22 protein-coding genes are annotated in these 24,547 nt (G+C 65.1%); 12 read left to right on the top strand and 10 right to left on the bottom strand.

Features of this window, described 5'->3' with window-relative positions; genetic code table 11:
- Positions 1-86: 86 nt before the first annotated feature.
- Entirely contained in the window at positions 87-554 is a 468-nt protein-coding gene (locus LHL23_RS02735) for an Lrp/AsnC family transcriptional regulator (protein ID WP_222475168.1), read from the top strand.
- A 55-nt stretch (positions 555-609) separates the two neighbouring features.
- On the opposite strand, the gene LHL23_RS02730 is transcribed toward LHL23_RS02735, so the two are convergent.
- The gene (locus LHL23_RS02730) at positions 610-852 is read right to left on the bottom strand and encodes a hypothetical protein (RefSeq protein WP_226428707.1); all 243 of its coding nucleotides are present in this window, start codon (positions 850-852) and stop codon (positions 610-612) included.
- 144 nt (positions 853-996) lie between these two features.
- On the opposite strand from LHL23_RS02730, the gene LHL23_RS02725 reads away from it, so the two are divergent.
- Positions 997-1,905, top strand: coding sequence for a LysR substrate-binding domain-containing protein (locus LHL23_RS02725; RefSeq protein WP_226428706.1), 909 nt, complete (start codon positions 997-999; stop codon positions 1,903-1,905).
- Positions 1,906-2,020: 115 nt separating this feature from the next.
- On the opposite strand, the gene LHL23_RS02720 is transcribed toward LHL23_RS02725, so the two are convergent.
- Entirely contained in the window at positions 2,021-3,205 is a 1,185-nt protein-coding gene (locus tag LHL23_RS02720) for a cytochrome P450 (protein ID WP_226428705.1), read from the bottom strand.
- A gap of 59 nt (positions 3,206-3,264) precedes the next feature.
- On the opposite strand from LHL23_RS02720, the gene LHL23_RS02715 reads away from it, so the two are divergent.
- From LHL23_RS02715 to LHL23_RS02695, 5 genes are all read left to right on the top strand, one after another.
- Positions 3,265-5,010, top strand: a complete 1,746-nt coding sequence (locus LHL23_RS02715) for a sensor histidine kinase (protein WP_226428704.1) — start codon at positions 3,265-3,267, stop codon at positions 5,008-5,010.
- Positions 5,007-6,236, top strand: a complete 1,230-nt coding sequence (locus LHL23_RS02710; protein ID WP_226428703.1) for a sigma-54-dependent transcriptional regulator — start codon at positions 5,007-5,009, stop codon at positions 6,234-6,236. The genes LHL23_RS02715 and LHL23_RS02710 overlap by 4 nt, the downstream gene beginning before the upstream one ends.
- 742 nt (positions 6,237-6,978) lie before the next feature.
- Complete coding sequence (locus tag LHL23_RS02705) at positions 6,979-7,980, top strand: DctP family TRAP transporter solute-binding subunit (protein WP_222475180.1); 1,002 nt, start codon at positions 6,979-6,981, stop codon at positions 7,978-7,980.
- 102 nt (positions 7,981-8,082) lie between these two features.
- Positions 8,083-8,760: a TRAP transporter small permease gene (locus LHL23_RS02700; protein WP_226428702.1), complete on the top strand. Its 678-nt coding sequence runs from the start codon at positions 8,083-8,085 to the stop codon at positions 8,758-8,760.
- The gene (locus LHL23_RS02695; protein WP_222475183.1) at positions 8,760-10,136 is read left to right on the top strand and encodes a TRAP transporter large permease; all 1,377 of its coding nucleotides are present in this window, start codon (positions 8,760-8,762) and stop codon (positions 10,134-10,136) included. Before LHL23_RS02700 ends, LHL23_RS02695 begins: the two co-directional genes overlap by 1 nt.
- Positions 10,137-10,348: 212 nt before the next feature.
- On the opposite strand, the gene tpiA is transcribed toward LHL23_RS02695, so the two are convergent.
- From tpiA to LHL23_RS02675, 4 genes are all read right to left on the bottom strand, one after another.
- Complete coding sequence (gene tpiA, locus LHL23_RS02690) at positions 10,349-11,098, bottom strand: triose-phosphate isomerase (RefSeq protein WP_226428701.1); 750 nt, start codon at positions 11,096-11,098, stop codon at positions 10,349-10,351.
- A gap of 141 nt (positions 11,099-11,239) precedes the next feature.
- Positions 11,240-11,599, bottom strand: coding sequence for a HesB/IscA family protein (locus LHL23_RS02685; protein WP_222475188.1), 360 nt, complete (start codon positions 11,597-11,599; stop codon positions 11,240-11,242).
- A 169-nt stretch (positions 11,600-11,768) separates the two neighbouring features.
- Complete coding sequence (locus tag LHL23_RS02680) at positions 11,769-12,992, bottom strand: glycerophosphodiester phosphodiesterase family protein (protein ID WP_226428700.1); 1,224 nt, start codon at positions 12,990-12,992, stop codon at positions 11,769-11,771.
- 111 nt (positions 12,993-13,103) lie between these two features.
- Positions 13,104-13,466, bottom strand: a complete 363-nt coding sequence (locus LHL23_RS02675; RefSeq protein ID WP_222475191.1) for an SUF system Fe-S cluster assembly protein — start codon at positions 13,464-13,466, stop codon at positions 13,104-13,106.
- 242 nt (positions 13,467-13,708) lie between these two features.
- Here LHL23_RS02675 and LHL23_RS02670 point away from each other — a divergent pair, with 242 nt between their 5' ends.
- Positions 13,709-14,461, top strand: a complete 753-nt coding sequence (locus tag LHL23_RS02670; RefSeq protein WP_226428699.1) for a hypothetical protein — start codon at positions 13,709-13,711, stop codon at positions 14,459-14,461.
- A gap of 43 nt (positions 14,462-14,504) precedes the next feature.
- Here the strand turns inward: LHL23_RS02670 and LHL23_RS02665 are convergent, their stop codons facing one another.
- From LHL23_RS02665 to rimK, 3 genes are all read right to left on the bottom strand, one after another.
- Positions 14,505-14,780, bottom strand: a complete 276-nt coding sequence (locus tag LHL23_RS02665; RefSeq protein WP_222475196.1) for a hypothetical protein — start codon at positions 14,778-14,780, stop codon at positions 14,505-14,507.
- Positions 14,780-15,670 carry an SPFH domain-containing protein gene (locus LHL23_RS02660; protein ID WP_226428698.1) on the bottom strand — a complete coding sequence of 297 codons (891 nt, stop codon included), beginning with the start codon at positions 15,668-15,670 and terminating at the stop codon, positions 14,780-14,782. Before LHL23_RS02660 ends, LHL23_RS02665 begins: the two co-directional genes overlap by 1 nt.
- A 243-nt stretch (positions 15,671-15,913) precedes the next feature.
- Entirely contained in the window at positions 15,914-17,320 is a 1,407-nt protein-coding gene (gene rimK / locus LHL23_RS02655; RefSeq protein WP_226428697.1) for a 30S ribosomal protein S6--L-glutamate ligase, read from the bottom strand.
- Between the two features lie 70 nt (positions 17,321-17,390).
- On the opposite strand from rimK, the gene tgt reads away from it, so the two are divergent.
- The 4 genes from tgt to lon all read left to right on the top strand — a co-directional run bounded on the left by tgt (position 17,391) and on the right by lon (position 23,176).
- Positions 17,391-18,521: a tRNA guanosine(34) transglycosylase Tgt gene (tgt, locus tag LHL23_RS02650; protein WP_226428696.1), complete on the top strand. Its 1,131-nt coding sequence runs from the start codon at positions 17,391-17,393 to the stop codon at positions 18,519-18,521.
- A gap of 139 nt (positions 18,522-18,660) precedes the next feature.
- Positions 18,661-19,746: an alkene reductase gene (locus LHL23_RS02645; RefSeq protein WP_226428695.1), complete on the top strand. Its 1,086-nt coding sequence runs from the start codon at positions 18,661-18,663 to the stop codon at positions 19,744-19,746.
- Between the two features lie 137 nt (positions 19,747-19,883).
- Positions 19,884-20,528 (top strand): hypothetical protein, encoded by a 645-nt coding sequence (locus tag LHL23_RS02640; RefSeq protein ID WP_226428694.1) that lies wholly within the window; start codon positions 19,884-19,886, stop codon positions 20,526-20,528.
- 236 nt (positions 20,529-20,764) lie between these two features.
- Complete coding sequence (gene lon, locus LHL23_RS02635) at positions 20,765-23,176, top strand: endopeptidase La (RefSeq protein WP_222475206.1); 2,412 nt, start codon at positions 20,765-20,767, stop codon at positions 23,174-23,176.
- A gap of 237 nt (positions 23,177-23,413) precedes the next feature.
- On the opposite strand, the gene LHL23_RS02630 is transcribed toward lon, so the two are convergent.
- A complete protein-coding gene (locus LHL23_RS02630; RefSeq protein ID WP_226428693.1) occupies positions 23,414-24,469 on the bottom strand; it encodes a Glu/Leu/Phe/Val family dehydrogenase in 1,056 nt (351 codons plus the stop codon).
- Positions 24,470-24,547 lie beyond the last annotated feature (78 nt).

Raw genomic sequence — 24,547 nt, 5'->3', positions numbered from 1 at the left:
CGCTATATGGGCGCGTAAATAAGAACATTGGTTTTGCCGCGGCGGGACATCGGGCCGATTGGTCCTCACAAAAGGAGAAAACAGGAATGACGGTGCGGATCGACGGCACGGACCGGAAAATTCTGGCTGAACTGCAGCGCGACGCCAGCCAGTCGCTGGATGAAATAGCCCGCCGGGTGGGGTCTTCCAAGACCCCGGTGTGGAATCGAATCCGCAAGCTGAAGGAGGCCGGGGTGATCGGCCAGCAGACAGTGCTGCTGGACCCGGAGGCGCTGGGGTTCGAGGCCTGTTTCTTTGTCCTCATCCGGACCTCGGAGCATGAGGCGGAATGGCAGGCCAAGTTCCTGAAGGCGCTGCAGGAACGCCCGGAGGTGCAGGAGGCGCACCGGCTGGCGGGCGACATCGACTATATCCTGAAGGTGCGGGTGCAGAACGCGCGCGCCTATGACGTGTTCTATCAGGCGCTGATTTCCGAGGTGAAGGTGCACAATGTGACTGCGCTTCTGTCGATGGAGGAGATTAAGTCGACCACCATGCTGCCGCTGGACAGCTGAAAACGCGCGCCGGCTTCCTTCGCGGAGCCGGCGGCAGGCCGGCGTTTCTGATCAGTCAAAGCGGCGGGCGCAGCAGCAGCTGCCGCCCGTCCCTCAGCCGCCAGGGTGATGTCTCCCCGGCGGAGGCCTCCGGCATGACCCCAATGTCTGCCAGCAGATGCGGGGATATCTCCGTCAGCCGCTCCAGCTCGCCGCGCGGCACCAGCACCGCTGTGGGGGCAGCCAGACGGTGAGGTTCAGCTTTTCTCGGCCATGGAAAACCCGCAAGCAGGCGCAACAGGCCGCGGGGCGGAGACATGGGGCGCTGAGTATTTGCGTTTTCGAACTTGGCAATCATAGGTATTCCTCCGTTCTGGCTGTTGAGGAATACGGCCGCAGGGGGCTTGCGCGCAAACCAGTTAATCTCCACCATGGATCAGGAAAACTGACCCATGGTGATCTGATGCGCCTGCCGCCCCTCAACGCCTTGCGCGCCTTTGAGGCCGCCGCCCGCCACCAGGGCTTCATCGCTGCCGCGGAGGAGCTGTTCGTGACGCGCGGCGCCATCAGCCGCCAGGTGAAGATCCTGGAGGACCACATCGGCGTGCAGCTGTTCCACCGCAATGCCCGCGGGGTGGAGCTGACGATGGCGGGCCAGAGGCTCTACCCGGTGCTGACCGAGGCCTTTGCGAGGATGCTGCGCGAGGTGGAGCAGATCGCGGCCGATGCCTCGGAGTTGCGGGTGATCTGCCCGCCGACGCTGTCGATCCGCTGGCTGCTGCCGCAGCTGGAGCAGTTCCGCGCCGCGCATCCCGAGATCAAGCTGCGGCTGACCACCGACTTCTACGGCAGCAAGGGGTTCGAGGGGGCGGAATACGATCTTGGCATTTCCCTGCAGAACCGGCTGGGGCGGCCGCCGGACATTGAGGTGCTGCCGCTGTTCGAGATGATCCTGGCCCCGGCCTGCGCCCCGTCGCTGCTGCCGGCGCTGGCCGCTGGCCCGGCGGCGCTGGCGTCCCAGCGGCTGCTGCATGAAAGCCCGCGGCGCAGCGACTGGGCCACCTGGGTGCAGCATTTCGGGGTGGAGCAGGCGGACCCGCGCGGCGGCGAGGTGTTTCCGAACCTCGATATGGCGACCCGCGCCGCGGTGATGGGGGCCGGTGTGGTGATGGCGGATCTTGTCCTGTGCCACGAGGAACTGGCCCGCGGCGATCTGGTGCTGCCGTTCCCGGACATGACCTGCGGCACCCCGGACGGCGCCTATGCGCTGATCGGAGAGCGGCAGAAATGGCATGACCCCAAGGTGGCCGCCTTCCGCGACTGGCTGCTGAGCGGCCCCTGCATGGCGGCGCTGTCCGCCCTGCCGGAGTAAGATCCGGGCCGGGCGGGACGGGGCGAGGGCGAAAGGGGGCGCTGCCCCCTCGGCGCTGACGCGCCTCACCCCCGGAGTATTTCGCTAAAGGTGAAAAAGGGGAGCGCCCCGGTTGCTAGGTGCAGGCGACCATCAGCCGCGAGAGACCGTGGAAGTGGTAGGTGTTTGAGTATTCAGGCTCCGCCGCCAGTTTCAGCCCCGGGCAGCGGTCGAACAGGATCGGCAGGGCGATCTGCATTTCCAGCCGCGCCAGCGGCGCGCCGACGCAGAAATGCAGGCCGCCGCCGAAGCTCTTGTTCACCTTGGGCGGGCGTGTGGGGTCGAACGTATCCGCATCGTCCAGCGCCGATGCGTCCCGGTTGGCGGCGCCCAGCAGCAAGGCCACCTGGTCACCGCGCTGGAAGGTGTGGCCGAACACCTCTGCCTCCTCGTAGGCGTAGCGGGTGAACAGATGAACCGGCGGGTCAAAGCGCAGGATTTCCTCCACCAGCCGCTCAATCCCTTCCGGTGCCAGCCACTCCGGCTGCCAGCCCTGCTGCAGCATGGTCTTCACGCCGTTGCCCAGCGAATGCACCGTGGCCTCATGGCCGGCGTTCAGCAGCAGGATGCAGGTGCCGATCAGCTCGTCGGTGGAGAGTTTGTCGCCTTCTTCCTCGGCTGCGATCAGCCGGGTGATCAGATCGTCCCGCGGGTCGCTGCGGCGGCTGTCAATGTAGCCGCGCAGGAAGTCCGTAAACTCCTCGGCCGCCTGCGCTGCGGTGTGTTCTGTCGCCTCTGTGCGCGCGGCCTGATACATTGCCACGATCTTGTGCGACCAATCCACCAGATTGGCGCCCATCTCTTCCGGCACACCCAGCAGGCGGCAGATGGTCACGACCGGAACCTGGGTGCAATAGGCCTCCAGCAGGTCGAAGGGCCGGTCCGGAAAGGCGTCGATTAGCTGGTGGCACAAGTCCTTGATCCCCGGCTCCAGCGCCGCAATTCCGCGAGTAGTGAAAGCGTGCAGCACCAGGCGGCGCAGGCGGGTGTGCCGGGGCGGCTCGGCATCCAGCATCGAATGCGCCTCAACCGCCAGGAAGGGGGCCAGGTGGGCGGGGCCGTCCTTGCGCAGCTCTTCCGGCACCTCGCGGCCGAAGCGGCGGTCGCGCAGCAGCATGTGCACGGCGGAATGGCCGAAGGCAGCAACCATGCCGTAGTCCTGCCAGTGGTGCAGCTGGCCCTGTTCCCGGGCAGCGGCATAAAAGGAGTAGGGGTCCTGCACGAAGGCCGGATCGGTGGGGGATTGGTTTAAAATCTTCATACACCGGTTTTTGCCGCTGCATCTGGTCAATGCAAGGGGCGCTTTGATAACGTGCCGCAATGAAAACACAGAACCTTCTCCGCTGGAGCCTGCCCGCCGGGTTCCTTCTGGCCGTGGCGGCGCTGGCGCTCGCGGTCTGGTCCTACGGGTACCGGCAGGCGCTCAACGGTCTGGCCGAGCGCAGCGAGGCGGATCTGGCGCTGGCCTCTGACCGTGTCAGCACCCAGCTGCAGGTCTATCAGGAACTGGCGGTGCTGACCGCGGAGCACCCGGTGCTGGCGGATCTTTCAACCCCGGCGGCGCGGGCGGCGGCGGCGGAGCTGCTGCGCTCGGTCGCCGACAAGACCGCGGCGCTGGATGTGTTCTTTGCCGCCGCGGACGGCCGGGTGCTGGCCGCAGCCGAAGGGGTGACAGGCGCCAGCGTGGCGGCGGCGGATTATTTCGAGCGCGCCACGCAAGGCGCGTTGGGCACCGGCCACAGCGTGCTGCAGCCGGAAGGCAAGCGCGCCTATTTCTATGCGGCGCCGGCCTTTGCCCCGGACGGCGGCGTGCGCGGGGCGCTGGTGGTGGTGGCCGATGTCGGCGATGTGGAGCAGACCTGGCGCGGCTCGCTGCCCGCGGTGTTCTTTACCGATGAGGGCGGCGAGGTGTTCATTGCCAACCGCTCGGAGCTCTTGTTCTGGCGGCGCAGCGCCGCAGGGCAAACCCCAAGCGTGACGGACCGGGACTATTTCGCGGGCCATGAGATCTGGCGCCTGGAGGGCAGCCCCTATCTGCCGGCCCGGGCGCTGCACCTGTCGGTCGGGCTGCCGGTCATCGGCATGACCGGGGAGATCCTGGTGGATGTGGCCCCGGCGCGGCGGATTGCGGCGCTGCAGGCGGCGGCGCTGGCGGCGGTGTGCCTGGCGCTGGGCGCCATGCTGTTCATCGTGATGGAGCGCCGCCGCACCCTGGCGGAGGCCAATGCGGTGCTGGAAAGCCGGGTTGAGCAGCGCACCCGCGACCTGTCGGCGGCCAACACCCGGCTGCGCCGCGAGGTGCGCGAGCGGGAGGAGGCCGAAGCGGCGCTGAAGCGGGCGCAGGAAGATCTGGTGCAGGCTGGCAAATTGTCCGCGCTGGGCCAGATGTCGGCAGGGATCAGCCACGAACTGAACCAGCCCCTGATGGCGATCCAGCAGTATGCCGAGAACGGCGCCGCCTTCCTGGAGCGCGGCAAGGCCGAGCGCACCGGCGAGAACCTGGGCCGGATTGCCGATATGGCGGCGCGGATGGCGCGGATCATCAAGAACCTGCGCGCCTTTGCCCGCAACGAGAGCGAGCCGATGGGGCAGGTGGATCTGGTGCAGGTGATCGACGCCGCGGTTGAGCTGACAGCGCCGCGGCTGAAGGCGGACCGCATCGACCTGCGCTGGAACCCGGCGGCCTGTGCCGGCCCGGTCCATGCCTGGGGCGGCGAGGTGCGTCTGACGCAGGTCTTCGTGAACCTGATCAACAATGCCGCCGACGCGATGCAGGGGCAGGTGGAGAAGGTGATCTCGATCTCTGTCGACATTGGCCCGCGGCTGCAGGTGCGGGTGCAGGACAGCGGCCCCGGCATCAAGGAGCCGGAGAAGATGTTCGATCCGTTCTATTCCACCAAGGCGGTGGGCAGTTCCGAGGGCATGGGGCTGGGGCTGTCGATTTCCTACGGGCTGGTGCAGAGCTTTGGCGGCAATATCCGCGGCGCCAACACCGGCGGCGGCGCCGTGTTCACGGTGGAGCTGGAGCCGTGGCGCGAAGGCGCCGAGAAGGGTGATGCCGCATGACCCGCAAGGTGCTTTTGGTGGACGACGACGCGGCGGTGCGCGAGGCGCTGTCGCAGACACTGGAGCTGAACGACCTGGACGTGGTCGCCTGCGGGTCCTTTGTGGCGGCAAAGGACCATATCAGGCCCGCCTTCGATGGCATCATCGTTTCGGACATCCGGATGCCGGGCCGGGACGGGTTCCACCTGCTGGACTATGCCCGCAGCATGGATGAGGAATTGCCGGTGGTGCTGCTGACCGGTGAGGGCGACATTCCGATGGCGGTCAAGGCGATGTCGCAAGGCGCCTTTGACTTTCTGGAGAAGCCCTGCGCCGCGGCCGACTTCCTGCCGGTGCTGGAGCGCGCCCTGAAGACCCGGGCGCTGGTGCTGGAAAACCGGCGGCTGAAACACCAGCTGGAAACCGGCGACCCGGCGGCGCGGCTCTTGTTCGGGACCTCGCCGCAGGCCAAGGAAATGCGCCAGCGGGTGCGGGCGGTGGCGCCGACAGGGGCAGAGGTGCTGGTCACCGGGGCGCCGGGCAGCGGCATTTCCAAGGTTGCGGAAGTCATCCACCTGATGTCGCCCGCGGGCCAGGGGCCGTTTGTGAAACGCCCCGCGGCCGGGCTGGCGGCAGAGACGGTGGCGGAGCTGTGCCAGGAGGCGGCGGGCGGCTCATTGTTCCTGGACGAGGTGCAGGCGCTGCCGGAAGCAGCGCAATACGCGCTGCTGGCGCAGCTGGAGCAGGGCGGCGGGGTGCGGATCATCGCGGGCTCCAGCGCTGATCTGGCAGGCAAGGCGGAAGCGGGCGGGTTCAGTGCCGACCTGTTCTACCGGCTGGACGTGATGCGGGTGCGGATTCCGTCGCTGGCGGAGCGGCCGGGCGACATTCCGGTGCTGTTCCGCCATTACGTGGCACAGGCGGCAGAGCAGGCGGGGATTGAGCCGCCGGAGATTTCGCAGGACCATCTGGCGGCGCTGATGGCGCAGGACTGGCCGGGCAATGCGCGCTCTTTGATGTCGGCGGCGATGCGGTTTGTGCTGGGTATGCCGGAGGAAGCGGCTGCTGCGGCCGGGCTGGGGCTGGCAGAGCAGATGGCGCAGGTGGAGCGCTCCCTGCTGATTGCCGCATTGGGGCGGGCAAACGGGCGCGCGGCTGCGGCCGCGGAAGCCCTGAAGCTGCCGCGCAAGACGTTTTATGACAAGCTGGCCCGCTATGGCATCCGGCCCGAGGATTACCGCCGCTGAGGGCGCCGGGCTTGGAGCTTTGCGGTGCGTCTTACCCGGCGCCCTTGCCGGGGTAATTAAGGAGGCGGCGCCGCCGGAAAACCCCGGATGGGGCCATGGGCGGAGGGAGGACGGGGGTCGCAAGCCCCCGTGTCCGCTGAAGCCTTCGGTGCGGGACGCCCCTGCACCCAATGAGGAGGTGGTCTCGGGGGCCCTGTGATCTCCTGTTGGTGCGGGGTGTCAGTCCGCACCGGTGTCGCGACGGGATTGAGTATCGCAAGCCCGGGTTAAGGAGCGGCAAGCGGTGCGTACGGCGGGGGCGCAACACCCTGGCAAATGCCGAAGCATGGGCGCTTGTATGCGCGCATTTTTGGGCCGTGCCGCGCAGTGGCACGGCCCGCGCCCGACCTCCCCCCGGGAGGGCGCTTCGCACCCGCCCGAGGCCGGTCGCGGGCCTGATGTTGCAGACAGGCCGCCCTTTGATTCCCTTATTGATTTTGTCGGGCGCTAACATTTGTGCGGTTTTCCGCACAAAGCCCGGAACGCCCTGTGCGGGATTTCGCACAGCTTTCGGAAGGCGCAGCCCGGATGCCTTTGGGCCGGGTCGTAAGCCTATGCAAAGCTGCGGAAAATCCGGGCGGCGCGTGATTCCCGAATCAAGTGTTGAGCGGATTTCCGCAACTTGGGATGCTCTGAGCGGGCCTCAGCCATGCGCTGAGCGCAACATCGGATTTACGGACGATTTTTCTGGGAGGAAAAAACCATGAAATTCCTGACCACTGCCGCAACCGCACTGGCACTGGCTGTTACCGCAGGCGCAGCTTCTGCCGCCTGCGACGACGGTGAGATCGTGGTGAAGTTCAGCCACGTCACCAACACTGACAAGCACCCCAAGGGGATTGCTGCCGCGCTGCTGGAAAAGCGCGTGAACGAGGAAATGAACGGCACCATGTGCATGGAGGTCTACCCGAACTCCACGCTTTACAATGACAACAAGGTGCTGGAGGCGATGCTGCAGGGCGACGTGCAGCTGGCCGCGCCGAGCCTCTCGAAGTTCGAGAAGTTCACCAAGCAGTTCCGCCTGTTCGACTTGCCGTTCATGTTCAAGAGCATCGAAGCCGTGGATGCGTTCCAGGGCTCCGAGACAGGCCAGGAGATGCTGAACTCGATGCAGCGCCGCGGCCTGCAGGGCCTGGCCTACTGGCACAACGGCATGAAACAGATGTCCGCCAACAAGCCGCTGGTGGCGCCGGAAGACGCCAACGGGCTGAAGTTCCGCGTGCAGTCCTCCGACGTGCTGGTGGCGCAGATGGAAGCGATCGGCGGCTCGCCCCAGAAGATGGCGTTCTCGGAAGTGTACGGCGCGCTGCAGCAGGGTGTTGTCGACGGTCAGGAAAACACCTGGTCCAACATCTACGGCAAGAAGTTCTTTGAGGTGCAGGACGGCATCACCGAGACCAACCACGGCGCGCTGGATTACCTGGTGGTGACCTCCGTCGACTGGCTGGACAGCCTGGAGCCGGCTGTGCGCGACCAGTTCCTGACCATCCTCAATGAGGTGACCGCCACCCGGAACGCCGAATCCGCCAAGGTGAACGGCGAGGCCAAGCAGGCGATCATCGACGCCGGCGGCGTGGTGCGCGAACTTACCCCCGAGCAGCGCGCGGCCTGGGTCGAGGCGATGAAGCCGGTCTGGGAGAAATTTGCAGGCGACGTTGGCCAGGAGAAGATCGACGCCGCGCAAGCCATCAACGCGGGCCTGTAATCCGGGCCTTTCCGGGGTGCCCGTGCCGGCGCCCCGTTCCCGCAGGCGGCGCGGGGATCCGCCGCCTGCACCCCTACTTTCCGCAAAACTTGGGAGGCAGCCATGGCGGGGTCCAGAACCGGCCCGAGCGGGCTTATCAATTCACTCGAAGAAACCCTTATCGCGCTCCTCCTGGGGCTGATGACGGCGATAACATTTGCCAATGTGATCGCGCGCTTCGTGTTCAATTCCAACATTCTGTGGGCGCTGGAGCTGACCGTGTTCCTGTTTGCCTGGCTGGTGCTGCTGGGCGCGTCTTATGCTGTCAAGGTGCACGCGCACCTGGGCGTTGATGCCATCGTCAACATGCTGGCGCCCGGCGCGCGCCGCGCCGTCGGGCTGTTTGCCGCCGGCTGCTGCATCGTGTTTTCGCTGCTCCTGCTGAAGGGCGCTTACGACTACTGGGCGGTGTTTGCCGACCTGCCGCCCACTTCAGGCCGCTGGTTCCCGACCGGGCTCGATTTCAAGGCACGCTCGCAAAGCTTCTATGAGGTGCAGGACGTGCCGATGGTGGGGATATTCAAGTTCCTCGAAGAGATGATCAACTACGGCGATTCCTACGAGAAACTGCCGAAGGTGGTGCCGTATGTGGTGCTGCCGGTGTCGATGCTGCTTCTGGTGTTCCGCTTCATCCAGGCGGCGTTCCAGATTGCCCGCGGCGATGCCGACCGGCTGGTCGCGAGCCATGAGGTCGAAGATGAAATTGCAGAAGTGCAGGCGCAGCGCGGGGAGCATGACTGATGGAAGTAGTAATCCTCTTTGCGATGGTGATCGGCCTGCTGCTGATCGGGGTGCCGATTGCGGTGTCCCTGGGCCTCAGCTCCACCATCTTTCTGCTGATCTATTCCGACAGCTCGCTGGCGAGTGTCGCAGGCACGCTGTTTGAAGCCTTTGAAGGGCATTTCACACTGCTGGCGATCCCGTTCTTCATCCTGGCCTCCAGCTTCATGACGACGGGCGGCGTGGCGCGGCGGATCATCCGCTTCTCCATCGCCTGTGTCGGGCACCTGCCGGGCGGGCTGGCGATTGCGGGCGTGTTTGCCTGCATGCTGTTTGCCGCGCTCTCCGGCTCCTCGCCCGCCACTGTTGTGGCGATCGGCTCCATCGTGATCGCGGGCATGCGGCAGGTGGGCTACACCAAAGAGTTTGCGGCGGGCGTGATCTGCAATGCAGGCACCCTGGGCATCCTGATCCCGCCGTCGATCGTGATGGTGGTCTATGCGGCCGCGGTTGAGGTCTCGGTGGGCCGGATGTTCCTGGCCGGTGTCATTCCGGGGCTTCTGGCCGGCCTTCTGCTGATGGTCACCATCTATGTGATGGCCAAGGTCAAGAACCTGCCCAAGGGCGACTGGAAGGGCTGGGGCGAGATCATCACCTCTGGCCGCGAGGCCGGCTGGGGGCTGTTCCTGATCGTGATCATCCTGGGCGGCATCTATGGCGGCATCTTCACCCCGACTGAAGCGGCGGCGGTGGCGGCGGTCTATGCCTTCCTGATTGCCTCGTTCGTCTACAAGGACATGGGGCCGCTGTCGAACGGCGAGGGCGAGGCCAAGACGCCGCTGATCAAGAAGCCTTATGCGCTGGTGACGGCGTTCTTCCACAGCGACACCAAGCACACGCTGTTCGAGGCGGGCAAGCTGACCGTGACCCTGCTGTTCGTGATCGCCAACGCGCTGATCCTGAAGCATGTGCTGACGGATGAGCAGGTGCCGCAGCATATCGCCAACGCGATGCTTTCGGCGGGCTTCGGTCCCATCATGTTCCTGGTGGTGGTGAACGTGATCCTGCTGATCGGCGGCCAGTTCATGGAGCCCTCGGGCCTGCTGGTCATCGTGGCGCCGCTGGTGTTCCCGATCGCCATCGAGCTGGGCATCGACCCGATCCACCTGGGCATCATCATGGTGGTGAACATGGAGATCGGCATGATCACCCCGCCGGTGGGCCTGAACCTGTTCGTGACCTCAGGCGTGGCGGGCATGCCGATGATGGGGGTGGTGCGGGCCGCACTTCCGTTCCTGGCGGTGCTGTTCGTGTTCCTGATCCTGATCACCTACGTGCCCTGGCTGTCCACCGTGCTGCCAAACGCGGTGATGGGGCCGGAGATCATAACGAACTAGGCAGTCTGCTAAAAAAAGAAACGCCCCGGGAAACCGGGGCGTTTCTTTTTCAGGGCAGGGGCGCTGCCCCGCAGGTTTGATTGTCAGAGGGGCGCTGCCCCTCTTGGCCCTTGGCCAATTCACCCCGGAGTACTTTGGGAAAGGTGAAAGCTACCTGTGCTTCATCTTTCCGGAAAATACTCAAATCCGGGGCCTACGCCGCAGGGTGCCGGTCAGCTGGCTTCCAGTGCGGTGATGATCGGGGAGAAATCCGCGGCCTTGAGGCTGGCGCCGCCCACAAGCGCGCCATCGACGTTGGAGACGGCAAAGATTTCCGCAGCGTTGGACGGCTTGACCGATCCGCCGTAGAGCAGGCGGATGCTGTCTGCAGTCTCAGCCCCGAAGCGGCTGCTGAGCTCGGCGCGCAGGAAGTCGTGGACCTCGGCGATCTGTTCCAGCGTCGGCACCTTGCCGGTGCCGATGGCCCAGACCGGTTCATAGGCGATCACGGTGTTGCCGCCGGTGGCATTGGCCGGGACAGAGCCTGCGAGCTGGGTGCCGACCACTTTCAGCGTATCGCCGGCTTCGCGTTCGGCCAGGGTTTCGCCGATGCAGATCACCGCAATGAGGCCCTCGCCGATGGCGGCCTCAGCCTTGGCGCAGACCTGGGCGTCGGTCTCCCCATGGTCGGCGCGGCGTTCGGAGTGGCCGAGGATCACCGCAGAGGCGCCTGCGTCCTTGAGCAACGCGGCCGACAGATCGCCGGTGTGGGCGCCGGAGGCGTTTGCGTGGCAGCCCTGGCCGCCGATGGCAACGGCGCTGCCCTGGGCGGTGTCCGCGGCACGCGACAACAGGGTGGCAGGCGGGCAGATCAGGATGTCAGCGGCGGGGGCGCCGTGGCTTTCGGCAAGCGCCGCCAGTTCCGCGAGGCTCGCGCCGGTGCCGTTCATCTTCCAATTGCCTGCTGCCAGTTTCCGCCGCATGGGGGTGCCTCCGAAATGTGCTGTTTGGGCGTGACTGGTAGCACCGGCGGCGGGGCGGCGCAATTCGCTTGAAAGTTCGGACCGGGCAGCAAAAAGGGCGGAGAATGCCCCGCCCTGTGTTTTCCGTGCCGGTGCCGCGGATCAAGTGCCGGGCGCTTCCTTGAAGGAAATCGACTCGCCGCAGCCGCAGGCCTCGGCCACGTTGGGGTTGTTGAATTTGAAGCCGCTTTCCAAGAGCGTCACCTCATAGTCGATCTCGGTTCCGAACAGGAACATCTGCGCCATCGGCGCAATCAGGATGCGGGCGCCGTCCTGTTCCACGACCTCGTCATTGGGATCGGCCTGGTCGACATACTCCATGGTGTACTCCATGCCCGCGCAGCCGCCCTTCTTGACGCCGATGCGCAGGCCGGCGCGGCCGTCTTTTGCCATCAGCCTGGCGATCTGGGCCGCAGCCTTGGGCGTCATGGTCACCGCCTGTTTGCCGGGAATGCCGAACATGTATGTCTCCTTGCGCTTCCCCTGTTATCTAGGATGGGTGCGGGGGCGGCTCAACCCCGGATCCGCCGGGGAAGCAATAACATATACCTGTCCTGCAAAATTAAAAGGGGCCGCCTCCTGGGCAGGGAGGCGGCCGTTGATGGGGTGTCCGTCGTTGGGGAGACGGTGGTCAGAGCCCCATGCAGTTCGCGTAGTAAGTCGTTGTGGCGGGCCAGTCGGAGAACACGCCCTCGACCCCGACATCCTGGGCCAGCACGTCCAAGAGCTGGTAGTACATGCTGTCGTCCACGGTCAGGTCGGAGACAGACTGGAAGTACCAGCCGCCGCCGGTGGCCAGCGGGCCGGAGCGTTCCAGCGTCCAGGTGATCAGCTTGAGGCCTGCCGCCCTGGCTTTCTTGGCGTAGGCCGAGGGGACAACCTTGCCGTCCTCGGAGGTGACCAGCATCCACATCGGCGGGGCGATGTAGTTGACGCCTTTGGCGTGCAGTTCTGCAAAGTCATGCGGGAAGGTGTCCGGGTTGTTCGGGTCGAAGCCCTCCAGGTCGTAGCTGGCGTCCAGGAACACCGCCTGCTTGCCGAACTCTGGCTCGTTTTCAATCCAGTAGAGCACGTCATCCAGGTTGAAGCTTTGCGCCCAGACGTCGGAGGCGGGGATGCCGGCGGCCTTGTATTCGTCGATCAGCTTCTGGGCGTAGTCTGCCTGGGAGAAGCCGTTGAAGGGCATCTCCACCGCCGGGCTCTTCAGCTCCGGGGTGAACTTGGCGCCAAGCGATTTGAACAGGGCGATCGATTCCGCGTGGGTCATGCTGGTTGCGCCGCCGGCAAACAGGGTGGAGCGCCAGTCCGCGGTGCCGCCCTGGTAGGCTGCGGCGGTGAGGGCTGTGTTGTCGGCGCTGTCCATCTTGGGCTGCAGGGTGCGGAATTCGGCCAGGGTGATTTCCGAGGCGCGGCACTCGGCAGTTGCAGGCGTTTCACCGTCCGCAGGCGTGAAAGGGGTGGCGCAGGTGTCCGCCAGATCCGAGGTCAGGATGTTGGTGGTGGTGTGCAGGTCGTTCTGGGCGTGGCGGCAGACCAGTTCCAGATCCTTGGTGAAGGTGACATCGCATTCCAGGATGCCTGCGCCCATCTGGGCGGCGGCGATGTTGGATTCGACGGTATGTTCGGGGAACATCAGCGGCGCGCCGCGGTGGCCGATGGAGAAATCCGAGCGCTGCGGCGTCTGGCCCGCGCAGGACTGCAGTTTGTCCTTCAGCGCGCCCTCGGGCAGCTTGGAAATCAGGTAGGCAGGACGGGGGCCGTAGCTGAGGCCCGCATCTGCCGCTTTCGGGGGATTGCCTGCGAGGGCGGCGGTGGAAACAAGCAGGGCGGCTGCCGAAGTCAGGGCAAGGCGCATGGAATTTTCTCCGGTTGGTCAAATTTGCGGCGAGAGTGGCGCGCAAATGTAACAGCCGGATTGCGCCCGCATGACGGGCGCATCAATTTCTCATGACAGCTGGTGCGGGAGTTACATGAAGCCCAGTTCGAGGCGCGCCTCGTCGGACATCATTTCCATGCCCCAGGGCGGCTCCCAGGTCAGCTCGACATCGACGCTCTTGATGCCGTCGACCGGGGAAACCGCATCAATCAGCCAGCCCGGCATCTCGCCTGCCACCGGGCAGCCCGGCGCGGTCAGGGTCATGATGATCTTCACGTCGTTCTCGTCCGTGATGTCGATGGTGTAGATCAGGCCCAGCTCGTAGATGTTCACCGGAATTTCCGGGTCATAGACGGTGCGGCAGGCGTCGACGACGGCTTCGTACAGCGGGTGGCTGACGGAGGAGGGCGCGATCAGCGGGGCGCCTTCGAGCGGTTCGGCAGGGTTGGTCATGAGGATCCCGGTTCTATTTTCCGACGGTTTATATAGGGAATATGCGGCCGGGCGTCCAGAGGCGGCGGCCGCGTCTGCGGCAATGATATTTCACCGGATTCCGCCCGCCGGTTTGATTTGGGACAATGGCCGCGCTAAGTTGTGGTTCCCCCATCATGTTTTTGTAACGGCTGCCAGGCTGCAGCGGTCCGGCATGTTATTGCTGCCGGCTCTGCGGTGCCGGGCCGGCCTTGGGAGGAGCCATGCAAAAACCTTCTGCGCTGAGAGCAGCCGTCCGTATTGTGCTGGCGGCGGCGGCAACTGCAGGGGCCGTTTCCGCCGCCGCCGGGGACAATTGGGAATGGCAGCTGACGCCGTTTGTGGTGGCGCCTTCGATTGACAGCACAACCGAGCTGGGCTGGACCGGCGGAGACGTCTCGATCGATGCGGGCGATGTCTTTGACCAGCTGCAGGCCGGCGGGATGCTGCAGTTCGAGGGTGTGCACTACAGCAATTTCGGCTTCCGCCTGCGCTATGCGGTGCTGGATGCCGACGCCGATGTGTTCAGTTCGGAGGGGCCGGGCGGGGTGCGCTATGACCAGAACCTGGGCGAGGCGCTGCTGACCTACCGGTTCGGGCGCGGCCGCGACCTGTTCGAGGTGTTCGGCGGTGTGCGCCACTGGGATGTGGATGTGACCGCCTCCTTGCCGGGCGTCAACCTGCGGCGCGGGGCGGACTGGACCGATCCGGTTGCGGGGATGCGCTGGGAGCGCCGCCTGTCGGACGAGTTCAGTTTCACCCTGGAGGGCGATATCGGCGGCTTTGGCGCCGGGTCGGAGGAGAGCTGGTCATTGATGGGCGGGCTGATCCACCATCGCTGGAAGAACGCCTCGATCTACGTCCTCTACCGCGGGCTGGGGGTGGAGTATCAGGAGGGCACCCGCGGCACCAGCAGCTTCTTCCGCCATGATGCGGTGACACACAGCCTGCTGGCAGGGGCCGGGCTGCGGTTCTGAGGCCGCAGGACAGGCGGGGCGCACGCGGCGCCCCGGCCAAGGATCAGTCGTTGATGTCGTGGTTGAAGGTTTTCACCTGGCCCTTGGGCAGGGCGAAAAAGCGGCGCATGAGCAGCCAGGCCGCCAGCGACAGCGCGGCAAAGACCAGGAGGAGCGGCGCCAGCCCGAAACCGGCACCGGCCAGCAGCAGCAGGGCCACCGCCGCGGCGCCGATGGCAAAGCCCAGGAACACGAAGCCGGGCACCAGCACCTCAAGTATCGCCAGCAGCAGCGCAGCAGCGCCCCAGACCCACCACAAGGCCCAGAAAGCCGTGTCCATCACTTGCCTCCCTTCAGCAGGCCGAAGGCGTTGCCAAATGCCTCAAGCGCGTGGGCGGGGACCACGATGGTCTGCTTGCCTTCGCCCTTGCCAAGCGCGGTCAGCGACTCCACCTGCTTCAGCGCCACCTGGTACTGTGCCGCTTCCAGCCCGTTTTCGGCAATCGCCTTGGCAACCACTTCGGTCGCATAGGCCTCTGCTTCGGCCTGGATGCGGCGGGCCTTGGCGGTCTGTTCGGCGGCATAAAGCTCTGCATCGGCCTGCAGTTCAACGGCGCGTTTCTGGCCCTCGGCCTTGGTCACTTCGGCGCGGCGGGCGCGTTCGGCATTGAGCTGCTGCAGCATGGCGTCGCGGGTGGCCTGGTCGAGGTTCACGTCCAGGATCTCGGCGCGGGTCACTTCGATGCCCCAGTCGTCCACCGCCGTTTCCACGGCTTCCTGAATGCGGGTGATCAGCTGGGCGCGGTTCGACTGCACCTCGTCCAGATCCATCTTGCCGATCTCGGCGCGCACGATGCCGGCCACGGTGGTGGCGATGGCGCCGTCCACGTCGCGGATCCGGTAGACGGTCTTTTCCGGTTCCAGGATGCGGTAGAACACCGAGGTGTCGATCTGCACCAGCACGTTGTCCTTGGTGATGGCGTCCTGGGTGGCGTTGGGCAGCTGGCGTTCCAGGATCGAGATCTTGTGGCGGGCCACATCCAGGAACGGCACGATGAAATTGATGCCGGGCCCCAGCACCGAATGCAGGCGGCCAAAGCGTTCGACCACGTATTTTTCCGACTGCGGCACGATCTTGATGCCTTTCAGGACCACGATGATCAGCAGCAGGGCGCCCAGCAGGTACAGCAGGTTGCCGGACAGCAGCTCGAGAATCAGGTCTTCGTTCATGTAAAATTCCTTAGGTTGTTCAGCGGGGGCCGCAGGGGCGGCGGGCGCGTTGGGCGCAGCCGGTTCCGGCGGCCCGCCGGGCAGGGGCTGTGCGCCTGGCGTTTTGGCCTTGTTCAATGACACGCCTCGTTGTGTGCAATAGTATACAAATGGGTTCCGGCAGCGGCGGTTTCAAGAGGTTGCGGGTGTATATGACGCCCGGAAACACAGGCTGGCAAGCCCGGATGGGCCTGCCATGCAGTGTCAGCTGCTGGAGGGTTTCAACCGCCGCACCGGTGCCGGGCGGACCCGGTTCTCGATCTCGGCGTAGATCAGGCCTGCGATGTTCTTGGAGGAGGTCTTCTCGATCCCTTCCAGCCCGGGGGAGGAGTTCACTTCCAGGACCTTGGGGCCGGTTTCCGAGCGCAACAGGTCGACGCCCGCCACGTTGAGGCCGAACGCCCTGGCCGCGCGGACGGCGGTGGCGCGCTCCTCCTTGCTGATGCGGACCGTCTCGGCGCTGCCGCCCAGGTGCAGGTTGGAGCGGAAGTCGCCCTCTGCCCCCGAACGTTTCATCGATGCCACCACCTTGGAGCCGACCACAAAGCAGCGGATGTCCACGCCCGCGGCTTCTTTCACGAACTGCTGAACAAGGAAGTTGGCCTTGAGCCCGCGGAAGGCGGTGATGACGCTTTCGGCGGCCTTCTTGGTTTCGGCCAGCACCACGCCCTTGCCTTGGGTGCTTTCCAGCAGTTTCACGATCAGGGGCGCGCCGCCGACGATCTGAATCAGGCTTCCGGTGTCCTTGGGCGAGGAGGCAAAAGCGGTGGCGGGCATGCCGATCTTGTGGCGTGCCAAGATCTGGTGCGCATGCAGCTTGTCACGGCTGGCGGTGATGCCCTCAGACCCGTTGACGCAGAAGGTGCCGAGCGTTTCGAACTGGCGCAGCAGTGCGGTGCCATACTGGGTGACAGAGGCGCCGATGCGCGGGATCACCGCGTCATAGCGGGGCAGGCGTTTGCCGTCATAGTGGATTTCCGGCGCCAGCGCATTCAGCGCCATGTAGCAGCGGGTGGTGTTGATCACCTCCACCGTGTGGCCGCGGTTTTCGCCTTCTTCCACCAGACGGCGGGTTGAATAGTTGTCCTCGCGGCTGAGAACGGCGATGCGAAGGGCGCGCTTGGGCGCGGATTTGCGGATATTGGCAGAGGCGTAGACGGAATAGTCCAGCGCCGGCTGGCACATGCGCTCCCCCGGCACTACGGTCACGTTCTCGGTCAGCGCCTGGCGGCCGAGCAGCATGTGCTTGGCCATGCCGCGCCGGTCGGTCAGCGTCAGTTCCACTGGCCAGGACTCGCCGCCAATTGTCAGCTGGGTCTCGATCACGAAACGCATCTCGCTTTCGCCGTTTGAGGACGTCACTTCGCGCCTGTCCTTGATCAGGGCAGAGCAGGGGATTTCCAGATCATACTGGCCGGGAATGGGGTGCACCATGAAGCGTACCTTGGGGGCGCTTGCCGGGCCGAAGGTTTCGATCCCGGTGGCATGCAGCGACGAGGTGCGGGCGCCGGTATCTACTTTGACCCGCAGCGCCGGCAAGCCGAGGTCCGGCAGGCTGACCCACTCCTCCCAGCCGAGTTTCAGTTTCGGTGCGGGGTCGGCTGTGGACATGGGCCTGGCTCCTTGGCATTAGGGGTGAATCACCGGCGTGCCGGTTCGATAGTAACGGCAGGAATACGAGATGGCAGAGCTTTTCAACTTTGAACTGAAGGCAACCGACGGCAAGGCGCGCACGGGTGTCATCAATACGCGGCGCGGCGAAATCCGCACGCCTGCCTTCATGCCGGTTGGGACTGCTGCGACCGTAAAGGCGATGATGCCGGAGAGCGTGCGTGCGACCGGGGCCGATATCCTGCTGGGCAACACCTACCACCTGATGCTGCGCCCGACGGCGGAGCGGATCGACCGTTTGGGCGGGCTGCACAAGTTCATGAACTGGGAGCGCCCGATCCTGACTGACAGCGGCGGGTTTCAGGTGATGTCGCTGGCGGGGCTCAGGAAACTCACCGAGAAGGGCGTCACCTTCAAGAGTCATGTCGACGGCTCCAAGCATGAGCTGACGCCGGAACGCTCGATGGAGATCCAGCGGCTCTTGGGCTCCGACATCGTGATGTGTTTCGACGAATGCCCGGCGCTGCCTGCGGACCGCGACCGCATTGCCGAGTCGATGCGCCTGTCGATGCGCTGGGCGGAGCGGAGCCGGGAGGCCTTCGGCGACCGTCCGGGCCATGCGCTGTTCGGGATCATGCAGGGCGGGCTGGAGCCGGACCTGCGCGAGGAAAGCGCCGAGGCGCTGAAGAAGATCGGGTTCGAGGGCTATGCGGTTGGCGGCCTGGCAGTGGGCGAGGGGCAGGAGGCGATGTTCGAATGCCTGGATTACGCCCCCGGGTTCCTGCCCGAGGACAAGCCGCGCTACCTGATGGGGGTGGGCAAGCCCGACGACATCGTCGGCGCCGTCGCCCGCGGCATCGACATGATGGACTGCGTGCTGCCGTCGCGCTCTGGCCGCACCGGGCAGGCCTTTACCCGCTACGGCGTCGTGAACATCAAGAACGCCCGCCACCAGGACGACCCGCGGCCGCTGGATGAGCACTGCAGCTGCCCGGCGTGCTCGAACTATTCCCGCGCCTACCTGCACCATGTGTTCCGCTCCAACGAGATGATCTCCGGCATGCTGCTGACCTGGCACAACCTGCATTACTTCCAGGAGATCATGGGAGGAATGCGGGAGGCTATTGCTGCCGGAACGTTTGAGGCCTGGCAGAAGGATTTCCACGACACCCGCGCACAAGGGGATATTGAGCGGCTGTAAAGCCGCGCAATTGAACAGTCTGCTGTGCGCAGGTGAGCAGCAGTTCCGGCTGTCCCCCGCTTGAACGCGCGGGGTGGAATGCTCAGGTCTTTCCAGCAACGTTCCTGTTGCTGGAAACTTTGACCGGAGGGAAATCCCCGTGAGCCAAAAATTGTTTTCCGCCAGCACTGCTGGTGCAATCGAGCTGCGTAACCGCATTGTCATGGCGCCGTTGACCCGCAACCGGGCTGACGACCAGACCGGCGAGGTGCTGGACCGGCATGCGGAATATTATGCCCAGCGGGCGGGCGCCGGCCTGATCATCACCGAGGGCAGCCAGATCAGCCCCGAGGGGAAGGGGTATATCCAGACCCCGGGCATCCACACGGCGGCGCAGGCCGCGGCCTGGCGCAAGGTCACCGATGCGGTCCATGCGAAGGGCGGCAAGATCGTAATTCAGCTGTGGCATGTCGGGCGGATCACGCATGAGTCCCTGCTGCCCGAAGGTACCAAAGCCGTGTCATCCACCGATGCCGCTGCAGAGGCCCAGACCTTTACCCATAATGGTTTCGTGCCAACCGCCACGCCGCAGGCGCTGAGCACAGCGGGCATCCGGAGAGTCATCGCCGACTATGTGCAGGCGGCGAAATACGCCAAGGACGCAGGGTTCGACGGTGTCGAGCTGCATGCGGCCAACGGCTATTTGCTGGAGCAGTTTCTGAAGGACGGGGTGAACACCCGCACGGATGCCTATGGCGGCTCACCGGAAAACCGCGCCCGGATCGTTTTCGAGATTCTTGACGGGCTTCTGACGGTTTGGGACGCCGGCCGCATTGGCCTGCGCCTGTCGCCTTTCGCCACTTTCAACGATGTGTCCGACAGTGATCCCGTGGGCCTATACACGCCGCTGATCCAGCGTCTGAACAGCTATGACCTGGCCTATTTGCACATGGTCGAAGGTGAAACCGGTGGCGCCCGCGACGGTGATTTCGAGGCTCTGCGCAAGCTCTACACCGGCACCTATATGGCCAACAATGGCTATGACCGTGAAACTGCGCTGGCGCGGACGGCATCCGGCGAGGCCGACCTTGTGGCCTTCGGGCGCCACTTCATCGCCAACCCGGATCTTGTCGACCGGCTGGCAGCGGACGCGCCGCTGAACGAAGGCATTCCGGAAACCTTTTATGGCGGCGGAGACGAGGGCTATACTGATTACCCGGTGCTGGAGCAGCTGGCGGCCGAGTAGCCGCTGCGGCGCTGATCAGGGCCGGCGGCCGGGCAGCACACGTCCGGCCGCTGTTGCCAATGCGGCGGGCCATGCGCGCCGTTCACCGGATGTGAAGACCTCTCCGCTACCCTCGCGCCCAAACGGGGAGGATGGCGATGGTCTGGTTTCGTGTGCTGGCAGCTGCAGCCATGATGGGCGGAAGCCCGGCAGTTCTGGCGCAGACCGCGCCGGGGTCGCTGGCAGAGGCATCCGGATTTTTCAAAGCGCCGCCGCTGGATGGCTGCAAGATCACCGTTGAGGACCTGGTCAAGGGCGGCTCCGAGGCTCTGCGCGGGCAATGGATCGTGCAGAAAGGGCCGGGGGAAACCGGGCTGGCCGCAGGCGGGCGCATCGAAATGCAGCCGCTGCCGCAGCGGACCGGCGAGCTGCTGCGCCTGGGGTTCCGCAACGGACGGCTGGTGGCGGATTCCGCCGTTCTGGGGATCATGCCCATCGGGGTTCAGGACCGGGCGCCGGTACAGCCGGGCACCGGGCTCAGGGCCGAAAGCGTGGGCCGCGGCGATCTGGCTGACGGCACAGAGGTTTACCTGGACCAACTGGCGCCGGGGGCGCTGCCCTGCGGCGCGGATCAGCTGCTGCGGCTGAACCTGCGCGCGGAGCGTGATACCGGCACCGGCGAGGCGCTGCGGCAGGACATCCGGCTGTTTCTGATCGACCAGTCGCGGATGAGCGGAACCTACCGTGAAACCGGGCCGGGCGGGCGGCTGGAGCGCGGGCTGATCACGCTGCTGCGGCGCTGATTGATGCGGCGCAGTTATCCACAGGATCACCCCGGCGCAGCCTTCATCATTTGCTCACCGTTCCTTCATTTGCGCCCTTGTGGTCCCGGCGCGCAGCGGGCAAGGTGTGCCCCAGCCTTGAGGTGCCGCGGTTGAAAATCCTGTGCCGCCCCACCAAGTAAAGACATCCAATGAGGAGACGGGCCAAAGCTGCCAATACCGGGGCCGGGCCGTCTTGCCTAACCAAAGGACCGAGTATGCAAGAGCCACTCAATTCCTCCTACCCAGTCCTGCCGCTGCGCGACATCGTGGTGTTCCCCCACATGATCGTGCCGCTGTTCGTGGGCCGGGAAAAATCGGTGCGCGCCCTGGAAGAGGTGATGGCCGACGACAAGCAGATCCTGCTGTCGAGCCAGATCGACCCTTCCGAGGACGATCCCGAAACCGATAGCATCTACACCGTCGGCGTGCTGGCCAATGTGCTGCAGCTGCTGAAACTGCCCGATGGCACCGTCAAGGTGCTGGTCGAGGGGCAGAGCCGTGTGAAGATCACCGAATTCCTGGAAAACGACAACTTCTTCGAAGCCAAGGCCGAAGAGCTGGGCGAGATCCCGGGCGACGTCACCACCACCGAGGCGCTGGTGCGCACCGTCGGAGACGAGTTCGAGCGTTATGCAAAGGTCCGCAAAAACATTCCCGAAGAGGCGCTGTCTGCCGTCGGTGAAACCGCGGAGCCGGCCAAGCTGGCCGACCTGGTGGCGGGCCACCTGGGCATCGAAGTGGACCGCAAGCAGGAACTTTTGGAGACGCTCTCTGTCAGCGAGCGGCTGGAGAAGGTCTATGGCCTGATGCAGGGCGAAATGTCGGTCCTGCAGGTCGAGAAGAAGATCAAGACCCGCGTCAAGTCCCAGATGGAGAAAACCCAGCGCGAGTACTATCTGAATGAGCAGATGAAGGCCATTCAGAAGGAGCTGGGCGACGGCGAGGAAGGTGCCGGCGAAATCGCCGAGCTGGAAGAGAAAATCGCCGCCACCAAACTGTCGAAAGAGGCGCGCGAGAAGGCCGAGGCCGAGCTGAAGAAGCTCAAGAACATGTCGCCGATGTCGGCGGAAGCCACGGTTGTGCGCAACTACCTCGACTGGATGCTGTCGATCCCGTGGGGCAACAAGTCCCGCGTCAAGAAAGACCTGAACAAGGCGCAGGAGATCCTGGATGCGGATCACTATGGCCTGGAGAAGGTCAAGGAGCGGATCGTCGAGTATCTGGCGGTGCAGCAGCGCTCGGCCAAGCTGAAGGGGCCGATCCTCTGCCTCGTCGGCCCTCCGGGCGTGGGTAAGACCAGCTTGGGCAAATCGGTGGCCAAGGCGACCGGGCGCGAGTTCATCCGCATCAGCCTGGGCGGCGTGCGCGACGAATCCGAGATCCGCGGCCACCGCCGCACCTACATCGGCTCGATGCCCGGCAAGATCATCCAGGCGCTGAAGAAGGCGAAGACCACCAACCCGCTCATCCTGCTCGATGAAATCGACAAGATGGGCCAGGATTTCCGCGGCGACCCGGCCTCGGCGATGCTGGAGGTGCTGGATCCGGAGCAGAACAACACCTTCATGGATCACTATCTGGAGGTGGAATACGACCTGTCGAACGTGATGTTCCTGACCACCTCGAACAGCTACAACATGCCGGGGCCGCTCTTGGACCGGATGGAGATCATTCCGCTGTCCGGCTACACCGAGGACGAAAAGCGCGAGATCGCCAAGCAGCACCTGATTTCCAAGCAGGTGAAGAACCACGGCCTGAAGGCCAAGGAATTCGAGCTGACCGAGGAGGCCGTGACCGAGATGATCCGCACCTACACCCGCGAGGCGGGGGTGCGGAACCTGGAGCGCGAGATCGCCAAGGTGGCGCGGAAGTCGCTGACCAAGATCGTCAAGAAAGAGGCCGACAGCGTGACCGTCACGCCGGACAACCTCGACGAGTTCCTGGGCGTGCCCAAGTACCGCTTCGGCCTGGCCGAGAAGGAGGATCAGGTCGGTGTGGTGACCGGGTTGGCCTATACTTCTGTCGGCGGTGAGCTGTTGTCGATCGAGGCGCTGCGGCTGCCGGGCAAGGGCCGGATGAAAACCACCGGCAAGCTGGGCGACGTGATGAAGGAATCGATCGAGGCGGCCTCGTCCTATGTGCGCTCGGTCTCGCCGAAACTGGGCATCAAGCCGCCGAAGTTCGACCATTGGGACATCCACGTGCACGTGCCGGAAGGCGCGACGCCCAAGGACGGCCCCTCGGCGGGCCTCGCGATGGTCACCTCCATCGTGTCGGTGCTGACTCAGATCCCGGTGCGCAAGGACATCGCGATGACCGGCGAGGTCACCCTGCGCGGCAATGCGCTGGCGATCGGCGGCCTCAAGGAGAAGCTGCTGGCGGCGCTGCGCGGCGGCATCAAGACGGTGCTGATTCCGCAGGAGAACGAAAAGGACCTGCCGGAGATCCCGGACAACGTGAAGGAAGGACTGGAGATCATCCCGGTGTCCCATGTGTCCGAGGTGCTGGAGCATGCGCTGGTCGCCAAGCCCGAACCCATCGAATGGGATGAGGAGGCGGAGGAAGCCGCAGCCGCCAAGTCGGCGCTGAAAGGCTCCGGCGAGGGCGCAGGCGCTACCGCGCACTGATCCGCCGATCAAATCAGCAGGCAAAAGGAAAGGGCGGTCCGAGGGGGCCGCCCTTTTTAGTGTTCTCTTCCGTTCTGGCCCTTCTTGCCGGGGCGTATGGTTCTTGGCGTCTGCGCGGCATCGCGGGGAGCGCTCCCGCCCGCCGCAGGCCGCCAGGCCCAAAATCCGGAGGGGTCCGGCGCCAGGCCGGGGTCCCGTGCGGCTGCGGGAGGTCCCGCAGCCCTGCTGGCAGGTGGCTCAGGCGGCCTGGCTGGCCTGTTCCATCTTGGCCTGGACGGTGGCAATCGCCATATGTGCCGGGCTGACATCCGCCGCCTTGGCCTGGTTCAGGATCGCCGCCATGGTCTCGTCCAGCGCCTGCAGCTTCTCGGCGACAAAACCCTCGCGGTCCTTGATCTTCTGGATTTCGGTTGCGACGTTGATGATGCCGCCGCCATTGGCCACAAAGTCGGGTGCATAGAGGATGCCGCGGGCATGCAGCGCCGCGCCGTCCTCAACCGTTGCCAGCTGGTTGTTGGCGCCGCCCGCGACGATGTCCGCCTTCAGCTGCGGGATGGTCTGCGCGTTCAGGATGCCGCCGATGGCGCAGGGGGCAAAGACGTCTGCCTCGGCGCCGTAGATTTCCGCCAGCTGCACCGCCTTGGCGCCAAACTCGGCAACCGCCTTCTCGACGCGGGCGTCGTCGATGTCGGTGACAACCAGCTTTGCACCGGCCTCGTGCAGGAACTGGCAGAGGTACCAGCCAACGTGGCCCAGGCCCTGCACCGACACGGTGACGCCGTCCAGATCGCGGCTGCCGTGCTTGTGGGCGCGGGTGGTGCGGATCGCGTTGAAGATGCCGCGCGCGGTGATCGGCGAGGGGTCGCCGCTGGCGAACTCGCCGTCCGCGAGGCCGGCCACAAAGCGGGTTTCTTCCGCCAGGATCGCCATGTCGGACGGGCTCATGCCCATGTCCTCGGCGGTGATGTAGCGGCCGTCCAGCCCTTCGATGGCGCGGGCAAAGGCGCGCAGCAGCTCCGGCGACTTGTCCTTGGCCGGATCGCCGATGATCACCGCCTTGCCGCCGCCCAGGGTCAGGCCTGCCGCCGCGTTCTTGTAGGTCATGCCTTCGCTGAGGCGCTTGACGTCGGTCAGCGCTTCGTCTTCGCTGGCATAGGGGCGCATGCGCAGGCCGCCGGCCGCCGGGCCAAGCTGGGTGGAATGCACGGCAATAAAGCCCAGGAGGCCGACAGAGGGCTCCTCGACGCGGTAGATTTCTTCATGGGTGCTGGACGCAACAGCGGTCACTGTCATCTGGATGACTCCTCCAAAACTTTTCCAGATGATACTAGAGCGCAGACGCCGGTTTTCACCAAAAAGCACTGCCTGCGC

This window comes from Leisingera sp. McT4-56 (genome assembly GCF_020514995.1).
GTDB lineage: Bacteria > Pseudomonadota > Alphaproteobacteria > Rhodobacterales > Rhodobacteraceae > Leisingera > Leisingera aquaemixtae_A.
This window is presented reverse-complemented; position numbering and strand designations above follow the sequence as displayed.